General features: G+C 69.5%; 16 protein-coding genes. 12 read left to right on the top strand and 4 right to left on the bottom strand.

Going from position 1 to position 15,804, the window contains the following annotated elements; translation table 11 throughout:
* Positions 1-154: 154 nt before the first annotated feature.
* The gene (locus tag CKO28_RS08970) at positions 155-577 is read left to right on the top strand and encodes a MarR family winged helix-turn-helix transcriptional regulator (RefSeq protein WP_200340301.1); all 423 of its coding nucleotides are present in this window, start codon (positions 155-157) and stop codon (positions 575-577) included.
* A gap of 35 nt (positions 578-612) precedes the next feature.
* On the opposite strand, the gene CKO28_RS08965 is transcribed toward CKO28_RS08970, so the two are convergent.
* Positions 613-1,119: a DUF4864 domain-containing protein gene (locus CKO28_RS08965; RefSeq protein WP_200340300.1), complete on the bottom strand. Its 507-nt coding sequence runs from the start codon at positions 1,117-1,119 to the stop codon at positions 613-615.
* Positions 1,120-1,434: 315 nt separating this feature from the next.
* On the opposite strand from CKO28_RS08965, the gene CKO28_RS08960 reads away from it, so the two are divergent.
* The 5 genes from CKO28_RS08960 to CKO28_RS08940 all read left to right on the top strand — a co-directional run bounded on the left by CKO28_RS08960 (position 1,435) and on the right by CKO28_RS08940 (position 4,642).
* On the top strand, positions 1,435-1,935 hold the full coding sequence (locus CKO28_RS08960; protein WP_200340327.1) for a MaoC family dehydratase: 501 nt from the start codon (positions 1,435-1,437) through the stop codon (positions 1,933-1,935).
* A gap of 348 nt (positions 1,936-2,283) precedes the next feature.
* On the top strand, positions 2,284-3,255 hold the full coding sequence (locus tag CKO28_RS08955) for a bifunctional riboflavin kinase/FAD synthetase (RefSeq protein WP_200340299.1): 972 nt from the start codon (positions 2,284-2,286) through the stop codon (positions 3,253-3,255).
* A 335-nt stretch (positions 3,256-3,590) separates the two neighbouring features.
* Complete coding sequence (locus tag CKO28_RS08950; RefSeq protein ID WP_200340298.1) at positions 3,591-4,010, top strand: DUF6647 family protein; 420 nt, start codon at positions 3,591-3,593, stop codon at positions 4,008-4,010.
* A gap of 125 nt (positions 4,011-4,135) precedes the next feature.
* Complete coding sequence (locus CKO28_RS08945; protein WP_200340297.1) at positions 4,136-4,342, top strand: hypothetical protein; 207 nt, start codon at positions 4,136-4,138, stop codon at positions 4,340-4,342.
* A 162-nt stretch (positions 4,343-4,504) separates the two neighbouring features.
* Positions 4,505-4,642: a hypothetical protein gene (locus tag CKO28_RS08940; protein ID WP_200340296.1), complete on the top strand. Its 138-nt coding sequence runs from the start codon at positions 4,505-4,507 to the stop codon at positions 4,640-4,642.
* A 22-nt stretch (positions 4,643-4,664) separates the two neighbouring features.
* Here CKO28_RS08940 and CKO28_RS08935 read toward each other — a convergent pair whose 3' ends face one another.
* Positions 4,665-4,841 carry a Flp family type IVb pilin gene (locus CKO28_RS08935; RefSeq protein ID WP_200340295.1) on the bottom strand — a complete coding sequence of 59 codons (177 nt, stop codon included), beginning with the start codon at positions 4,839-4,841 and terminating at the stop codon, positions 4,665-4,667.
* A 345-nt stretch (positions 4,842-5,186) separates the two neighbouring features.
* Here CKO28_RS08935 and bluB point away from each other — a divergent pair, with 345 nt between their 5' ends.
* Positions 5,187-5,921: a 5,6-dimethylbenzimidazole synthase gene (bluB, locus tag CKO28_RS08930; protein ID WP_200340294.1), complete on the top strand. Its 735-nt coding sequence runs from the start codon at positions 5,187-5,189 to the stop codon at positions 5,919-5,921.
* 83 nt (positions 5,922-6,004) lie between these two features.
* On the opposite strand, the gene CKO28_RS08925 is transcribed toward bluB, so the two are convergent.
* Entirely contained in the window at positions 6,005-6,601 is a 597-nt protein-coding gene (locus CKO28_RS08925; RefSeq protein ID WP_200340293.1) for a class I SAM-dependent methyltransferase, read from the bottom strand.
* A 350-nt stretch (positions 6,602-6,951) separates the two neighbouring features.
* Between CKO28_RS08925 and ileS the strand changes: the two genes are divergently transcribed.
* From ileS to CKO28_RS08900, 5 genes are all read left to right on the top strand, one after another.
* On the top strand, positions 6,952-9,798 hold the full coding sequence (gene ileS / locus CKO28_RS08920) for an isoleucine--tRNA ligase (RefSeq protein WP_200340292.1): 2,847 nt from the start codon (positions 6,952-6,954) through the stop codon (positions 9,796-9,798).
* A gap of 41 nt (positions 9,799-9,839) precedes the next feature.
* Positions 9,840-10,313 carry a signal peptidase II gene (gene lspA, locus CKO28_RS08915; protein ID WP_200340291.1) on the top strand — a complete coding sequence of 158 codons (474 nt, stop codon included), beginning with the start codon at positions 9,840-9,842 and terminating at the stop codon, positions 10,311-10,313.
* 126 nt (positions 10,314-10,439) lie between these two features.
* Complete coding sequence (locus CKO28_RS08910; RefSeq protein ID WP_200340290.1) at positions 10,440-11,078, top strand: DUF3035 domain-containing protein; 639 nt, start codon at positions 10,440-10,442, stop codon at positions 11,076-11,078.
* Positions 11,079-11,291: 213 nt separating this feature from the next.
* Positions 11,292-12,653, top strand: coding sequence for a M16 family metallopeptidase (locus CKO28_RS08905; RefSeq protein ID WP_200340289.1), 1,362 nt, complete (start codon positions 11,292-11,294; stop codon positions 12,651-12,653).
* 110 nt (positions 12,654-12,763) lie between these two features.
* Positions 12,764-14,146 (top strand): M16 family metallopeptidase, encoded by a 1,383-nt coding sequence (locus CKO28_RS08900; RefSeq protein ID WP_242480450.1) that lies wholly within the window; start codon positions 12,764-12,766, stop codon positions 14,144-14,146.
* A 220-nt stretch (positions 14,147-14,366) separates the two neighbouring features.
* Here CKO28_RS08900 and CKO28_RS08895 read toward each other — a convergent pair whose 3' ends face one another.
* Positions 14,367-15,689, bottom strand: coding sequence for a sensor histidine kinase (locus tag CKO28_RS08895; protein WP_200340288.1), 1,323 nt, complete (start codon positions 15,687-15,689; stop codon positions 14,367-14,369).
* Positions 15,690-15,804: the final 115 nt, after the last annotated feature.

Below are 15,804 nucleotides of genomic sequence, written 5' to 3'. Positions count from 1 at the left end.
AAAGAATGACGCCGCCGGGAGGTTCCGGCCGTCTCGGGTACAACACAGGTTATTTCGCGGTCGCGCCTAAATGACCGACGATCTTACCACAGGTGCCGATAAGGCGGAGACGGCTTCAGGGGACATCTCGGCGCCCTGGGAGGGTGCTGCCAAGATGAATACGGGCGTTGCTGAATCCGACTATCAGGCCGCGCGCATGTTACGGGCCCTGTCGCGCGTGGTCGACGCCAAGGCCAACCGCAACGGCCTCAGGCCGTATCACATCGACGCCCTGCGCTTTTTCGCCGACGGCGATGCCGGCGACCGGACCACCGCGGCGTTCGCCAAGGCTCACCGGCTGTCGCCCGGGCGCGCCTCGACGTTGATCAGCCAGCTGGTCGAACAGGGCTACCTGCGCATGGAATCGGACGACGGTCGGGAAACCCGGATGAGCGTGACCGCCCAGGGCCAGCGGGCGCTGCAGGTCGACCCGCTGATCGCGCTCGCGACCGCGATGGCGGAATTGCCGGAAAACCGCCGCGAGGCGTTCCAGGCCGGCCTGCAGGATCTGTGCAAGCGGGTCAGCGACGGCGACTGACGGCCGGCCAGTCCGGCGGCAGTCCGGCGGCGGTGTCAGGTGCTATCGCCGGCGTCCATCGCCGGCGAGACGGCCGTGGTGGCCCAGGCGCCGGCGTGCTCGCCCTCGGCGATCTTCCGTACCTCCCACCGGTAGCCGTAGACTTGGCCGCTGGGCGCGGTCACCGTGACCGCAAAGCGGGCCACGCCGTCGGTCTGCGCGACCTTTTCGATCACATGGTCGCTGTGGCCCAGCAGCACCTCGTAGCTGGGCATCTTGATCATGCGCTGAAATCGGGGGTAGGGACCGGTCACTTGCCGGTTGTCCGGGTGGGCGAACGCCCAGGTCTGGCGGATGCCCGCGTCCGGGTCGGGGGTGTCGTTGCGCTGGAGCGCCTTGAGCTGGATCGACACGACCTTCTTGGGCGAAAATGCCGGATTTGGCTGCAGGATTTCCTGCCCCGGCGCGGGACCGGTCGACAGGGCGAGCGCGGCCAGCGCCGTCAGCCCCGCCAGGATCGTGCGCAGGGTCGCCGGCATCGCGAACGACATCGCCTTGGGCATAGGAACCTCCCGCGGGCGCGCAAGCGTTGGGGGAAACGTCCGGGTCATCGGGCGCCCGATGCTGGTTCGGAAATCGGCCCGGGTCGGGCGGCGTCAAGGCCGGATCGGTTTGGATCGAAGCGCATCGCCCGCGGACCGGCAAGCCGCGGATAACCCCGGGAATCGCGGCGCGGCAGGGCACCGTTTCGGTTGCAACGCTTGCCCCGGGCAAACCTTGCTTGTAGTTTGCACCGCAGCATTGGATTGCGGCACTGCGGCAAGGAAAGGCAGCGCATGATGACGGACGACGGCAAGGGTGACGCTCCGCTGCGGGCGATGCAGGACCTCCACGGCTACTACATCGAGGACCTGGAGGTCGGCATGACCGACAGCTACGGCAAGACGGTCACCGAGGCCGACGTGGTCATGTTCGCCGGCATTTCGGGCGACACCAACCCGGTCCACCTGAACCAGAACTTCGCCGAGCAGACGATGTTCAAGGGCAGGATCGCCCACGGCATGCTGGCGGCGAGCTTCATCTCGACCGTGCTGGGCACCCGCCTGCCCGGGCCGGGCTGCATCTACATGGGCCAGACGCTGAACTTCAAGGCGCCGGTCAAGATCGGCGACACCGTGCGCGCCCGCGTCACCGTGACCGAGGTCAACCGCGAGAAGAAGCGCATCAAGGTCGACACCGTGTGCACGGTCGACGGCAAGACCGTGCTCGACGGCGAAGCGCGGATGATGGTCAACAGCCGCGAGGAAACGCGCGGCCGGCCGGAGGAAGAGGTCGGCGCCGTCCCGCCGCCGGCGAGCCACACCAGCGCGGCGGAATAGGCGCGGGTTGGACGCCTGCCGGGGCCGATCCAGCCTGCGGCACGGCGTCGCCGGCCAGCCAAACGACAGAGGGCCAGCGCCGATCGGACCGGCGCTGGCCCTTTTTTCTTGACGGCAGGCGCGCTACACCCGACAGCGCCCGTCCGGGACGCGCCGCGCCCGCGGTCTCGGGCAGGATCGCGGAGGGCGTACTCACCTCTTCGCGTGAAGCTTGCCCGCGCTTTCGGGAGATCGGGTGAAGTTCACGCTTAAGGTCGCGTCGACCCTCGGCGATTTTGCCCTAGCCTCCTGGGCGCTCCCCGGTCCGGCGCGCCGGGCTCCTCTTGTCAGCGCGGGAAGCGAGCGACGATGGACGTCTACCGCCATACCCACGACCTGCCCGACCCCGCGCGCGGCGGCGTCGTGGCGATCGGCAACTTCGACGGGCTGCACCGCGGCCACCGCGGCGTCCTGGCGGAGGCGCGGGCGCGCGCCCGCGCGCTCGGCGTGCCCTGCAACGTCATGACCTTCGAGCCGCACCCGCGCCGCCTGTTCAAGCCGGACCAGCCGCCGTTCCGCCTGTCCGCCCTGCGCACCAAGTTGCGGCTGATGGAGGCGCTCGGCATCGACAACGTGTTCGTCCTGCAGTTCGACTGGGAGTTCGCCAAGATCACGGCGGAGGCGTTCGTGACCGACCTGCTGGGGCGCGACCTGCAGGCCCGGCACGTCGTGATCGGCCGCGGCTTTCGCTACGGCCACAAGCGCCAGGGCGACGTCGACCTGCTGGCCCGGATCGGCGAAAGCCAAGGCTTCGGCGTCTCCGCCCTGGACCCGGTGCTGGACGAGCACGGCGACACCATCTCCTCCTCGCGCGTACGCGCCTGCCTGCAGGCGGGCGAGGTGCGCGAGGCGCTGCGCCTGCTCGGCCGGCCGTGGGAGGTCGAGGGCCGGGTCGAACACGGCGCCAAGCGCGGCCGGGAGATCGGCTTTCCGACCGCGAACGTGCCGCTCGGCGAATACCTGGAACCGATGCACGGCATCTACGCGGTGCGCGCGGGCGTGGACAGCGGCCCCGACACCTTCTGGATGGACGGCGCCGGCTATGTCGGCACCCGGCCGTCCGTGCAAGGGCACAACGTGCTTCTGGAGGTGTCGCTGTTCGACGTTCAGCCGGACTTGTACAACAAGCACCTGCGCGTGCAGCTGATCGAGTTCCTGCGCGGCGACCACAACTTCGACAGCATGCAGGCGCTGTCGCTGCAGATCGCCGAGGATTGCCGACAGGCCCGCAAGGTCCTGGAGGCGGAGCCGGCGGTCGCGATCGACCACGCCGGCGGCTGACCCCGGCCGCGGGTCAGGTCCGTCGCAACGGATCGGTCCGTCAAGCCATCTTGCGGACCTCTTCGCGTCGGCGCCTGTCGCGCCCGCGACCGATCCGGACGCGCATGCGCAAGCCGCCTTAACCTGTGCTATTTACGATATCCTTCCGAGCCCCAAGTGGACTCAAGGAGCCGGGCGCGAAAAGCGGGTCAGGGCGCGGGTATGAGACGCTTCCGCCGGCGGGCTGACGGACGATTCCGCTGCGGCCGCTCGGCGGCGCGTGCAGGACGTCCGTTGGGCACAGCGGCGCGCCCACCCGACACGACACGGGGGCGCAGGCAGAAGGGTGCTGGGCGATGGACTCTTTCGTCCTCGGACTGATGGTCTGGATCAGTAGCGTCAGCGAATTGCCGTTGCCGGAGAACCTGCCGGAGATCACCCGGGTCGAACCCGCGCAGATGGCGTCGTTGGCCAACGGCCCCGGCGCGGCCGATCCGACCGAGGATCGCGGCTACCTGGCCCTCTACCACGCGGAAAGCCGGACGGTGCTGCTGCGCAGCGACTGGGACATGGGCGACCTGCGCGACCGCTCGATCCTGGTGCACGAGCTGGTCCACCATCTGCAGGCGGAGGCCGGCCGCGACTACGTCTGCCGGGGCGCCATGGAGCGCGAGGCCTACGAGATCCAGGCCGCCTGGCTGGAAGAACGCGGCGCCGACCTGCTTGAGGTGATGAACATGAACGGCCTGTTCCTTCACGCCGTCACCCGCTGCTGAGACCACGTAGGACAGCGGGAGCGGCAGCCATCCTGAACGACGTCAAACGCCTGTGGCGCGGCGAGGTCGGCCTGTTCGCGGCCTTCTTCGGCTGGTTGATCCTGGGCGGCATTCTGATCAACGGCATGACCACCGCGTTCAACCTGGTCCTGGTGACCCGCGACCTGCCGATCACCGGGCTGATCGTCGGCTACGCCATCTCGGTGCCGTACAACCTTCTGGCCATGATCGGGGTCTGGCGTGCGTCCGAGGTGCACGAGGGCGATCCCGGCGTGGCCACGGGGATGCGCTGGCTGGCGGTGATCATCGCGGCGGTGCTGTGCGTGACCTGAGCGCGGCCGCGCGCGCCGCTTTTGTGACCGGCCGGCCGGCCGGCGTGACACCTGCGTCGCCGGCGTGTGGCACACCTTGCGCGGATGCCCGGCCACGGCGCATCTAGGCGGCCGGGTGCGGCCAAGCCGCATGCGCCAATCCGTTAGCTAGAGGAGGTCGCCATGATCCGCCGACTGGCCAGCGTGCTCTCGATCGCGGCCCTGCTGGGGCTTGCCGCCTGCGCCAACACCTGGGACGGCATGCAGCAGGACATGGAAGACGCCGGCGACGAGATCGAAGAGGAGACCGACGACATCTAAATCCGGGCTGCCGCGAGGGGCGTCAGGGCGCGGCGTTCTGCACTTCGCTCGCCGCCGAGTTGAAGAACCCGGCCAGTTGGCTTCCAAGCAGTTCCGCCGACCCGACGATCGCGAGCGCGATCAGGGCCAGGAGGAACGCGTATTCGATTGCGGTCGCGCCCGCGTCGTCGCGGGCGAAGGCGGCAAGCGCTGCGGTCATGGCGGACATCCTTGTCACGTGCGGCAACCGGGCGGTTCCCGCGATCGTGAGGACGCCGGCTTAACCCCGCGTTAACGATTGGCCCGCCTTTGAGGCATCAATCCGCTCAAATGCCGCGGGCCTGGAGGCAGAGCGCCGCGGGCCGTCGTGGCTAGAGCAAAATCGATGAAGGTCGAGTCGACCTTCATCGTGAATTTTGCTCTAACTGATTGAAGAGAGAGCAAGATGCTGAAAAGTGGCTCCACCTTTCAGCATCTTGCTCTAGCGGCACCGCCCCCTTGCCCAAGCGCACCGGGTTCGGTCTAGTGCGCGGTGTCTGCGCCCGAGACGGAGACTGCCGCACCCATGGCTTCCGACCGCCAGCCCGATTCCCCGCCCGACGACCGCCGATCCGACCGCCCGGCCGATGACGGCGCCGCCGACCACGGCGCGGCCGCGCCGTCCGGTCCGCCGCGGTTCGACGCCGCGTTCCGCCGGCAACTGGCCCAGCTGTTCGCCTGGCGGCGCGACGTCCGCCGGTTCCGCACCGACCCGCTGCCCGAGGGGACGCTGGACGCGCTAATCCGCGAGGCGACCCTGGCGCCGTCGGTCGGCTACTCGCAGCCCTGGCGGTTCGTGACCGTCCGCGATCCCGATCGCCGGGCCGCCATCGTGGCCAATTTCGAACGCCGCAACGCCGAGGCGCTGAGCGCCTACACCGGCGCCCGGGCCGAAGCCTACGCCGGGCTCAAGCTGTCCGGCCTGCGCGAAGCGCCGGAGCATCTGGCCGTGTTCGCCGCGGAGACGACCGAGCGCGGCCACGGGCTCGGCCGGCAGACCATGCCGGAGACGCTGCGTTATTCGGTGGTGACGGCGGTCTACACGTTTTGGCTGGCGGCGCGGGCAGAGGGGATCGGGGTCGGCTGGGTGTCGATCCTGGACCCCGAGGAGGTCCGGCGCGCGCTGGAGGTGCCGGAGAGCTGGACGCTGGTGGCCTACCTGTGCGTCGGCTACCCGCTGGAGGAGCACGGCGACCCGGAACTGGCCCGCCACGGCTGGGAAGTCCGGGCGGACGACGCCGAGGTGGTGGTCCGCCGCTAGAGCAAAATCGATGAAGGTCGAGTCGACCTTCATCTTGCTCTAGCCCGCAGCACGCTTCGTGCCGCCTGCGCTGTCGCGCGCGGCTATTCCGCCGCGGCGGCCAGCCCGGCGGCGGGGCGCAGGTAGCACCAGAGGTGGGCCGGCGGCACGTTGGCCAGCGTCAGGCCGAGCCGTCGGCCGGTCATCTGCAGCTTCTCGTAGGGCAGGGGCGACTTCAGCGAATAGGTGTACTGCAGCACCTGACCGCCCTCGCGCAGGATCGAGAAGCACTCGTCCATGTAGGCGCGCTGCTTCGCCAGCGGGAACTGCAGCGCCGGGATGCCGGAGATGACCGTGTCCAGCTTGCCGACCAGTTCGGCATCGAGCAGGGCGCGCGGGCGGCTGGCGTCGCCCTCGATCACGGTCGCCTTGGGAAAGCGCCGGCGCAGATAGGTGACGTAATCCGCGTCCAACTCGACCAGGACCAGCCGCTCTTCCGGCAGGCCGGCGGCGATCAGATGGTCGGTCACCGTGCCGGTGCCGGCGCCCAGTTCCATCACCCGGTCTTCAGGGCCCCGCACGGTGTTGCGCGCGACCATGCGGCACAGGCTGGGCGAGGAGGGCAGCACCGCGCCAACGCGCAGCGGGTGCGCGACCCAGCGGCGCAGGAACAGCGACAGTTCGGTTGGCATCTTGGCCATGGTGGTGTCCCGCGGATGCGAACGATTTCTTGCACTGGCGTTAAGACCGCACGCAATATCCACAGTTGAACCGGCAACGCAAGCGTCCAAGGATGACGGTCCCGTGTCGCCGCGGCGCCAGTGCCCGGCCCGCAGTCGTCCGGCCGGGTCGCAATGCCAACCCGGGTGAGCGCACGCCCTCCGCGGCGGTTCCGTCGGCCGGCCGCGGCCTTTGCCTTGACCGCCATCAGGGCGTTGATACAGTCGCGCGCGTTCGCGCGCCCGGCCGGTTTCGCGCGGTCCAGCGATCCGTCCGGCCGCGCTGTCGCGCGCCCGCTACCCAACGCGCCGTTTCGAGAGCTTTCGCACCGATGAGCGTCGACTACAAATCGACCGTCTTCCTGCCCCGGGCCGACAATTTCCCGATGCGCGCGCGTTTGCCGCAGCGCGAGCCGGAAACGCTCCAGACCTGGGACGAGATGGACCTGTTCGGCCGGTTGCGCCGGCAGTCCGCGGGCCGGGAAAAGTTCGTGCTGCACGACGGCCCGCCGTATGCCAACGGCCATCTGCACATGGGCCACGCGCTCAACAAGATCCTGAAGGACGCGATCAACCGGTCGATGCAGATGCTGGGCTACGACGCCCACTACGTCCCGGGCTGGGATTGCCACGGCCTGCCGATCGAATGGAAGGTCGAGGAAGGCTACCGCAAGGCGGGCAAGGACAAGGACAGCGTCGACCCGGTCGAGTTCCGCCGCGAGTGCCGGGAGTTCGCGGACTACTGGATCTCCCAGCAGATCGAGGAGTTCAAGCGCTTCGGCGTGGTCGGCAACTGGTCCGACCCGTACCTGACCATGTCCTACCCGGCCGAGGCGCAGATCGTCCGCGAGATCGGCAAGTTCCTGCTGAACGGCGGGATGTACAAGGGCGACCGCCCGGTGCTCTGGTCGGTCGCGGAGAAGACCGCGCTCGCCGACGCGGAGGTCGAGTACCACGAGCACACCTCGCGCACGATCTGGGTGCGCTTCCCGGTCGTGACCGCCAGCCATCGGGCGCTGGCGGGATCAAGCGTGATGATCTGGACCACCACCCCCTGGACGATCCCCGGCAACCGCGCGATCGCCTACGACGCCGGGGAGACCTACGCGGTTCTCGAGGTTACCCAGCCGGGCGAGGGCAGCCTGGCCCAGGCCGGCGAGAAGCTGGTCGTCGGCAAGGCGCTCGCAGAGCAGGTGGCGAGCGACTGCGCGCTCGACGGTTATAAGATCGCAGCCGAGCTCACCGGCGCCGAACTCGACGGCACGGTGACCGCGCACCCCTTCCGCGGCCAGGGCTACGACTTCGACGTGCCGCTCCTGGCCGGCGACTTCGTCACCATGGACCAGGGCACCGGCTTCGTGCACGTCGCCCCCGGCCACGGCACCGACGACTGGCTGCTCGGCCGCCGGCACGGCCTGGCGATGCCGCACAACGTCGACGCCGACGGCTATTTCGTGGACGGCGTGCCGCTGTTCGCCGGCGCGCGCGTCTATACGCCCGAAGGCAAGCACGGCGACGCCAACGGCCGGGTGATCGACGCGCTGACGCGGTCCGGCAAGCTGGTCACCCAGGGCAAGCTGCGCCACAGCTATCCGCACTCCTGGCGCTCCAAGGTGCCGCTGATCTTCCGCAACACCCCGCAGTGGTTCATCTCGATGGAGACCAACGCGCTGCGGGAGAAGGCGCTGGCGGCGATCGAGGAGACCGACTTCTACCCGGCCTCCGGCAAGACCCGGCTGTACTCGATGATCGAGAACCGTCCGGACTGGTGCGTCTCGCGCCAGCGCAAGTGGGGCGTGCCGCTGCCGATCTTCGTGCACAAGCAGACCGGCGAGGCGCTGCGCGACGCCGAGGTGATCGAGCGCATCGCGCAGGTGTTCGAGCAGGAAGGCGGCGACGCCTGGTTCAACAGCGATCCGCAGCGCTTCCTGGGCGAGGCATACGACGCCAACGACTACGAGCAGGTCACCGACGTCGTCGAGGTCTGGTTCGACAGCGGCTCCACCCACGCCTTCGTGCTGGAGGCGCGCGCCGACCTGAAGTGGCCGGCCAGTCTGTACCTGGAAGGCTCCGATCAGCACCGCGGCTGGTTCCACACCTCGATGCTGGAGAGCGCGGGCACGCGCGGCCATGCGCCCTACGAGGGCGTGCTGACCCATGGCTTCGTGCTCGACCCGCACGGGCGCAAGATGTCGAAGTCGCTGGGCAACGTGATCGCCCCGCAGGACATCATGGCGGAAAAGGGCGCGGACATCCTGCGCCTCTGGGTCGTCGCCAGCGACTACAGCGAGGACCTGCGGATCGGCGAGGAGATCCTGCGCTACCAGGCCGACGCCTACCGGCGGATGCGCAACACCCTGCGCTACCTGATCGGCAACCTGGACGGGTTCGCCGAAGGCGAGCGCGTCCAGCCCGGCGACATGCCGGAGCTGGAGCGCTGGGTGCTGCACCGGCTGTGGGAGATCGACCGGGCGATCATGCCGGCGATCCGGCGCTACGACCTGATGAGCGTCTACCGCGAACTGTACCGCTTCTGCGAGATCGACCTGTCGGCCTTCTACTTCGACGTGCGCAAGGACGTGCTGTACTGCGACCGGCCGGACAGCACCCGGCGCAAGGCCTGCCGCACGGTGCTGGACGCGCTGTTCCACCACCTGACCGCCTGGCTCGCCCCGATCCTGGCGTTCACCGCCGAGGAGGCGTGGTGGGCGCGCGGCACCGGTCCGGAGAAGAGCGTGCACGAGCGCCTGTTCCCGGACGTGCCGGACGCCTGGGCCGACAAGGGCCTGGCCGACAAGTGGGCCCGGGTCCGCAAGGTCCGCCGGGTGGTCACCGGCGCCTTGGAGCGCGAGCGGGAGGCCAAGCAGATCGGCGCCAGCCTGCAGGCGCACCCGACCGTCTACATCGCCGACGCCGCGCTGCTGGATGCGGTCGCCGACGTCGACCTGGCGCTGGTCTCGATCACCTCGCAGATCACGGTCGAACGCGGCGAAGGGCCGGAGGGCGCCTACCGCCTTGACGAGGTTCCCGGCGTGGCGGTCACCCCGGGTCTGGCCGACGGGGCGAAGTGCCAGCGCTGCTGGCAGGTCCTGCCGGAAGTCGGCGGCGATCCCAAGGCGCCGGAAACCTGCGGGCGCTGCGCCGACGCCGTCCACGCCCTGGGCGCGGCGGCGGAGTAAGCGCGATCGCCAGCCCCGGCCCGAAGCGCGAAGGCACAGCCATGGTCCGGCTCGGCCTGGTCGTCGCGGCGGTCGTCCTGGTCGCCGACCAGGCGACCAAGCTGTGGATCCTGGATCTGATGCAGCCGCCGCGGCGGATCGAGGTCACAGGGTTCTTCAACCTGGTGCTGGTCTGGAACCCCGGCGTGTCGTTCGGCCTGTTCGGCGGCGGGGCCAGCGCCTGGCAGCCCTGGCTGCTCTCGGCGTTCGCCACGATCGTCGCGGGCGGGCTGGTCTACTGGCTCTATACCGGGTCGCACACTCGGGTGCCCGCGTTCGGCATCGGGCTGATCGTCGGCGGGGCGATCGGCAACGTGATCGACCGGCTGCGCTTCGGCGCGGTGGTCGATTTCGTCGATCTGCACGCCGGCGGCTGGCACTGGCCGGCCTTCAACGTCGCCGACAGCGCGATCGTGGTCGGCGTCGGCCTGCTGCTGCTCGACACCTTCTTGCGCCGGGACGGGGAAAGCGCGTAACTCTCACGCCCAGCCGCACCGCACGCCGAACCGCGACGCCTTCAGGGCAACAAGCTGAGCGGGAGCCACCTTTCGGCCGCTTGCCCTCGCATCTCGCTCGAGACCACGGGAGCGCACACCCGCGCCATGATACACCGCCACCCGATCCGCCTTGGCCTCTGCCTGCTGCTGGCTGCGCCGATGCTCGCCGGCTGCAGCGACGCCTGGCGCACCACGCTGGGGCTGAAGCAGACCGCGCCCAACGAGTTCAAGGTGGCGGAGCGGGAGCCGCTGGCCATGCCGCCCAGCCTGAACGAGCTGCCGGCCCCGCAGCCGGGCGCCGAACGGCCGCAGGCGACCAGCCCGCGGATGCGCGCCCGGCAGGCCCTGTTCGCCCCGGCCGGTTCGGGGCCGCAGGCCGCTACGTCGACCGCGGCTGACCCCATGGGCAGGGTGGGCGGCGGCCTCTCCGATGGCGCCTCGGGGGACAGCCGGTCGAACCTGAGCGACGGCGAACAGCGCCTGCTGGCGCGCGCGAACGCCGACGCGGCGCCCGACGACATCCGTCGGATCGTCGCGCGCGAGGCGGAACAGCGGGCCGAGGCGCAGCGCAGCCTGCTCGACGACTACATCTTCTGGCGCGAGCCGGAGCTGCCGGGCGTGGTCGTCGACGCCGACGCGGAGGCCAGGCGTCTGCGCGACAACCAGGCCCAGGGCCAACCGCTGACCGAGGGCGAGGTCCCGATCGAACAGCGCGAGGATCGTGGCCTGCTGGGGAACCTGTAGCGGCCGGCACGCCGTCGCCGGGTCCCGGCCGCCTTCCCGCCACCGCGCGCCGGCGTGCGACCGGGCTGCCTTAAGATCGTCATCGCCGGGCGGCGTTGCCCGCCGGCCGCCGGGTCGCCATATAGGCGTTTCGGGCGTCGGGTGCGCGCGTCCACTGGTCGCGCGCATGCGACGCAGCCGCTTGCGTCCACCCGATCGAGGTGCCTGGATCCGATGAACCGTTTTCCCCGTCTGATCACCGCCGCGTGTGCGGCCCTCGCGCTCGCTGTCGTGGCCGTGGCCGCGCCCGGCCAGAGCCGCGCCAAGATCTTCGATCCCAAGACCTTCACGCTGGACAACGGCCTGCAGGTGGTGGTGGTCACCAACCGCCGCGCGCCGATCGTGACCCAGATGCTTTGGTACAAGGTCGGCAGCGCGGACGAGCCGGTCCAGAAGGCCGGCATCGCTCACGTGCTCGAACACATGATGTTCAAGGGCACGGAGAAATACCCGGACGGCCAGTTCTCCGACATCGTCGCGCGCAACGGCGGGCGGGAGAACGCGTTCACCAGCTACGACTACACCGGCTACTTTCAGACGGTCGCCAAGGACCGGCTCGAGCTGATCATGAAGCTCGAGGCCGACCGGATGACCAACCTCGTGCTCGATCCCGCGGACGTGAAGACCGAACGCCAGGTGGTGATCGAGGAGCGCGCCCAGCGGGTCGAGACCAACCCGTCGGGCAAGCTCTCGGAGATGGCGAACGCCTCGCTGTTCCTGCACCACCCCTACGGCACGCCGATCATCGGCTGGAAGCAGACGGTGCGCTCGATCTCGGCGGCGGACATGCGGGCGTTCTACGAGCGCTGGTACGCCCCCAACAACGCGGTGTTGATCATCGCCGGCGCCGTGACCGTCGACGAGGTGCGGCCGCTGGCCAAGAAGTACTACGGTCCGATCCCCAAGTCCGACGTGCCCGCGCGCGACCGCCTGAACGAGCCGCAGCAGAACGCCCCGCGCCGGGTCGAGCTGGAAAGCCCGCGGGTGCGCCAGCCCTCGCTGTCGATCCGCTATCTGGCGCCCAGCTACAACACCGCCGACAAGGCGGCCACGCCCTACGCCCTGCAGGTGCTGAGCGAGGTGCTCGGCGGCGGCCCGACCAGCCGCTTGTACGAGCGTCTGGTCGTGGAGGACGCGCTCGCGGTCTCCGCCGGCAGCTGGTATTCGCCCAACGCCATCGATACCACCGACTTCGGCTTCTACATCTCGCCGCGCCCGGACATCGACATCGCCAAGGCCGAGCAGGCGCTGCGCGCGGAGATCGACAAGCTGCTGAGCGCGGGCGTCACCGAGCAGGAAGTCGCCAACGCGATCGACCGGCTGCGCGCCGAGGCGGTCTACGCCCAGGACAACGTCAACACCGCGCCGCGGGTGATCGGCCGGGCGCTCGCCACCGGCAGCACGGTCGCGGACGTCGAGGCTTGGCCGAAGCGGATCTCCGAGGTCACGCCGGCCCAGGTCGAGGCGGCGGCGAAGCGGGTGCTCACCCCATCCTCCTCGGTCACCGCCGTGCTCAAGCCGGAGCCCACGGGCTAGGTCAACACCGCGGAGGGTTGGCTTGCCTTCCGCGTAGCGCTGACACGTTATCGCGGGCGGTTCGGGGGCTTTCGCCCTAACCGCCCGGGCGCAACAGGACGCTTTAGACGATGTTGAAGACGTTACAGATGATACCGGCGCGCGCGGCCGTCGCGGCGCTGGCGCTGCTCGCCCTCGCGGCGGCCTCCGCGGGCTCCGCCCGCGCGGTCGAGGTGCAGAAGGTGGTCTCCGACAGCGGCATCACAGCCTGGCTGGTCGAGGACCATTCCAACCCGATCCTGTCGGTCAAGCTGGCTTTCCGCGGCGGCGCGGCGCTGGACCCGGAAGACAAGCCGGGCCTCGCCAACCTGGTGTCCGCGACGATCGACGAGGGCGCGGGCGAGATGACCAGCCAGGAGTTCCAGCAGGCGCTGTCGCAGAAGGCGATCAAGCTGTCGTTCGGCGTTGGCTCGGACGCCTTCTACGGCTCGCTCAAGACCCTGACCGAACACCGGGATCGCGCGTTCGAGCTGCTCGAACTGGCCCTCACCGAGCCGCGCTTCGACGCCGAGCCGGTGCAGCGGATCAAGAGCCAGATTCAGGTGAGCCTGGCCCGGCAGTCGCAGGATCCGCGGTCGGTCGCGAACCGCACGCTCGACAAGCTGATGTTCCCGGACCACCCGTACGGCCAGCCGATCGACGGCACGCAGGCGAGCCTGCGGCGGATCACCCGGCAGGACCTGCATGACTTCGTCGAGACCCGCTTCGCCCGCGACCGGCTGATGGTGGGCGTGGTCGGCGACATCACGCCCGAGCAGCTGAAGCCGCTGCTGGACCAGGCGTTCGCCGACCTGCCGCGGACCACCGGCGACGTGCCGCAGGTCGCCGACGTGCAGCCGAAAGGCGCCGGCGAGACGGTCGTGGTGCAGAAGAACGTGCCGCAGTCCTGGGTCGTGTTCGGTCACGGCGGGATCGCCCGCGACGACCCGGACTACTACGCCGCCAGCTTGGTGAATTACATCCTGGGCGGCGGCTCGTTCGCCTCGCGCCTGTTCGAGGAGGTGCGCGAGCAGCGCGGCCTGGCTTATTCGGTCTACACCTATCTGAAACCGCTCGACCACAGCTCGGTGATGGGCGGCGGGCTCGGCACCGGAAACGCCGGGGTCGGAAAGGCGCTCGAGGTGGTTCGCCGGGAGTGGCGGCGGATGGCCAAGAACGGCCCGACCCAGCAGGAACTCGCGGACGCCAAGACCTATATGACCGGCTCGTTCCCGCTGCGCCTGTCCTCGACGTCCAACATCGCCTCGATCCTGGTCGCCATGCAGCAGGAAAACCTGGGCATGGACTACATGAACGAACGCCGGCAGTTGATCGAGAGCGTCACGCTGGACCAGGCCAAGCGCGTCGCCGGCGAGCTGCTGTCGGCCGACGAGCTCGCCGTCGTCGTGGTCGGCCAGCCGAAAGGCGTCGAGCCGACGCGCGAAGCCCCGCAGATCGGCGACGGGGCGAGCTAGAGCAAGATGCTGCAAGGTGAAGCCACCTTCCAGCTGAATCTTGCTCTCTCTTCAAGCCGTTAGAGCAAAATTCGCGATGAAGGTCGACTCGACCTTCATCGATTTTGCTGTTGGGCGGAATCGCTGATAGCTGATGACAGCTTGCAGCATCTTGCCCTGGGCCGGTGAGCGCCGGGTCGCGTAGAACCCCACGGCTGGCCCGCGGACCGGGCTGCCCGCCTTACCCCTTGGCGCCGTCCGCGCCGTCGCCCGGGTCGCGCAGGCGCCAGGCGGGCAGGACGATGGTCGCCGTCGTGCCCTGGCCCGGGACGCTGTCGATGTCCAGGCGGCCGCCGTGCAGGTGGGCGAGCGCGGCCGTCAGGGTCAGGCCAAGGCCGGTGCCGCCGGCCTTGCGCCCTTCGGCCGTCTGCCCGAACGCGCCGACGGCCTGCTCCAGTTCCTCCTGGTTCATGCCGGGGCCCGTGTCGGCGACCGCCAGTTCCAGGTTGCCGTCGTCGGTGCGTCGGCTCCGCACGTCGATCCGGCCGCCGTGCGGCGTGAATTTCAGCGCGTTCGACACCAGGTTGATCAGCATCTGCTTCAGCGCAAGCCGGTCCGCGGCCAGCGTGACCCCGCGCGTCGCGGCGGTCTCGAACGCGAGGCCCTGTGCGCCGGTCTTGTCGCGGAACAGCCGCTGGGTCTCGGATAAAACGTCGTCCAGGACGACCGTCTCCTCGCTCAGCTCCATCTTGCCGGCCTCGATCTTGGACAGATCGAGAATCTCGGTGATCAGCTCCAGGAGGTGCCCGCCGCTGGCGTGGATGTCGGCGGCGTACTCGCGGTAGCGCGGCTGGCCCAGCGGGCCGAACGCCTCGGTCTTCAGCACTTCGGAAAAGCCCATGATCGCATTCAGCGGGGTGCGCAGCTCGTGGCTCATCAGGGCCAGGAACTGCGACTTCGACTGGTTGGCGACCTCCGCCCGGTCGCGCTCGGCGACCAGCTGGCGTTCGACCTCCTGGCGCTGGGCGACCTCTTCCTGCAGCTCGGCGTTGCGGGCTTCGAGCTCCCGGGTGCGCTCGGCGACCCGGCGCTCCAGCTCGGCGTTCAGGCCCTGCAGCCGGGTCTCCGCCTGCCGACGGCGGGTCACCTCGGCGCGCAGATCGGCGTTGGTCTGTGCCAGCATGTCCGGGCTGGGCAGGGCGAGCAGCGTGGGCAGGGCCGGCCACAGCAGGATCGCCGTGGCGACCGAGACCAGCGCGGTGACCGCCTTGAGAACGCCCTCGATTCCATAGTCCGGGTTCCAGATCACCCAGATACTGAAGAAGTGCGTGGTCCCGCAGGCCAGGATGAACAGCATGAACAGGCCGACCATCCAGCGGTACCGCAGGTCCGTGCGCCGCATGGTGAACACGGCGAGCGCCACCGGGATGGCGAAGTAGGCCGCCCCGATCAGGAAGTCGGAGATCACATGCAGCCACAAAAGCACCGGGTCCCAGCGGAAGCACATGCCGTGCGGCATGAACGCCTCCGACGCGAAGAAGCCGGCGATCCGGTCTGAAAGCATGATGAGCCCGTGCGGTCTGAGGAGCACCGTCCCGCCGCTCGGGACGGTGCAGGCGGGGTGCAAGGGTGACACGAAACACCGAAAGCCGTTAAAGCTGCGTGTAAACGCGCGCTCT

It is taken from the genome of Rhodovibrio sodomensis (assembly GCF_016583645.1).
Lineage (GTDB): Bacteria > Pseudomonadota > Alphaproteobacteria > Kiloniellales > Rhodovibrionaceae > Rhodovibrio > Rhodovibrio sodomensis.
Note: the sequence above shows the minus strand (reverse complement) of the source record. Positions and strands in the feature narration are given on the sequence as shown.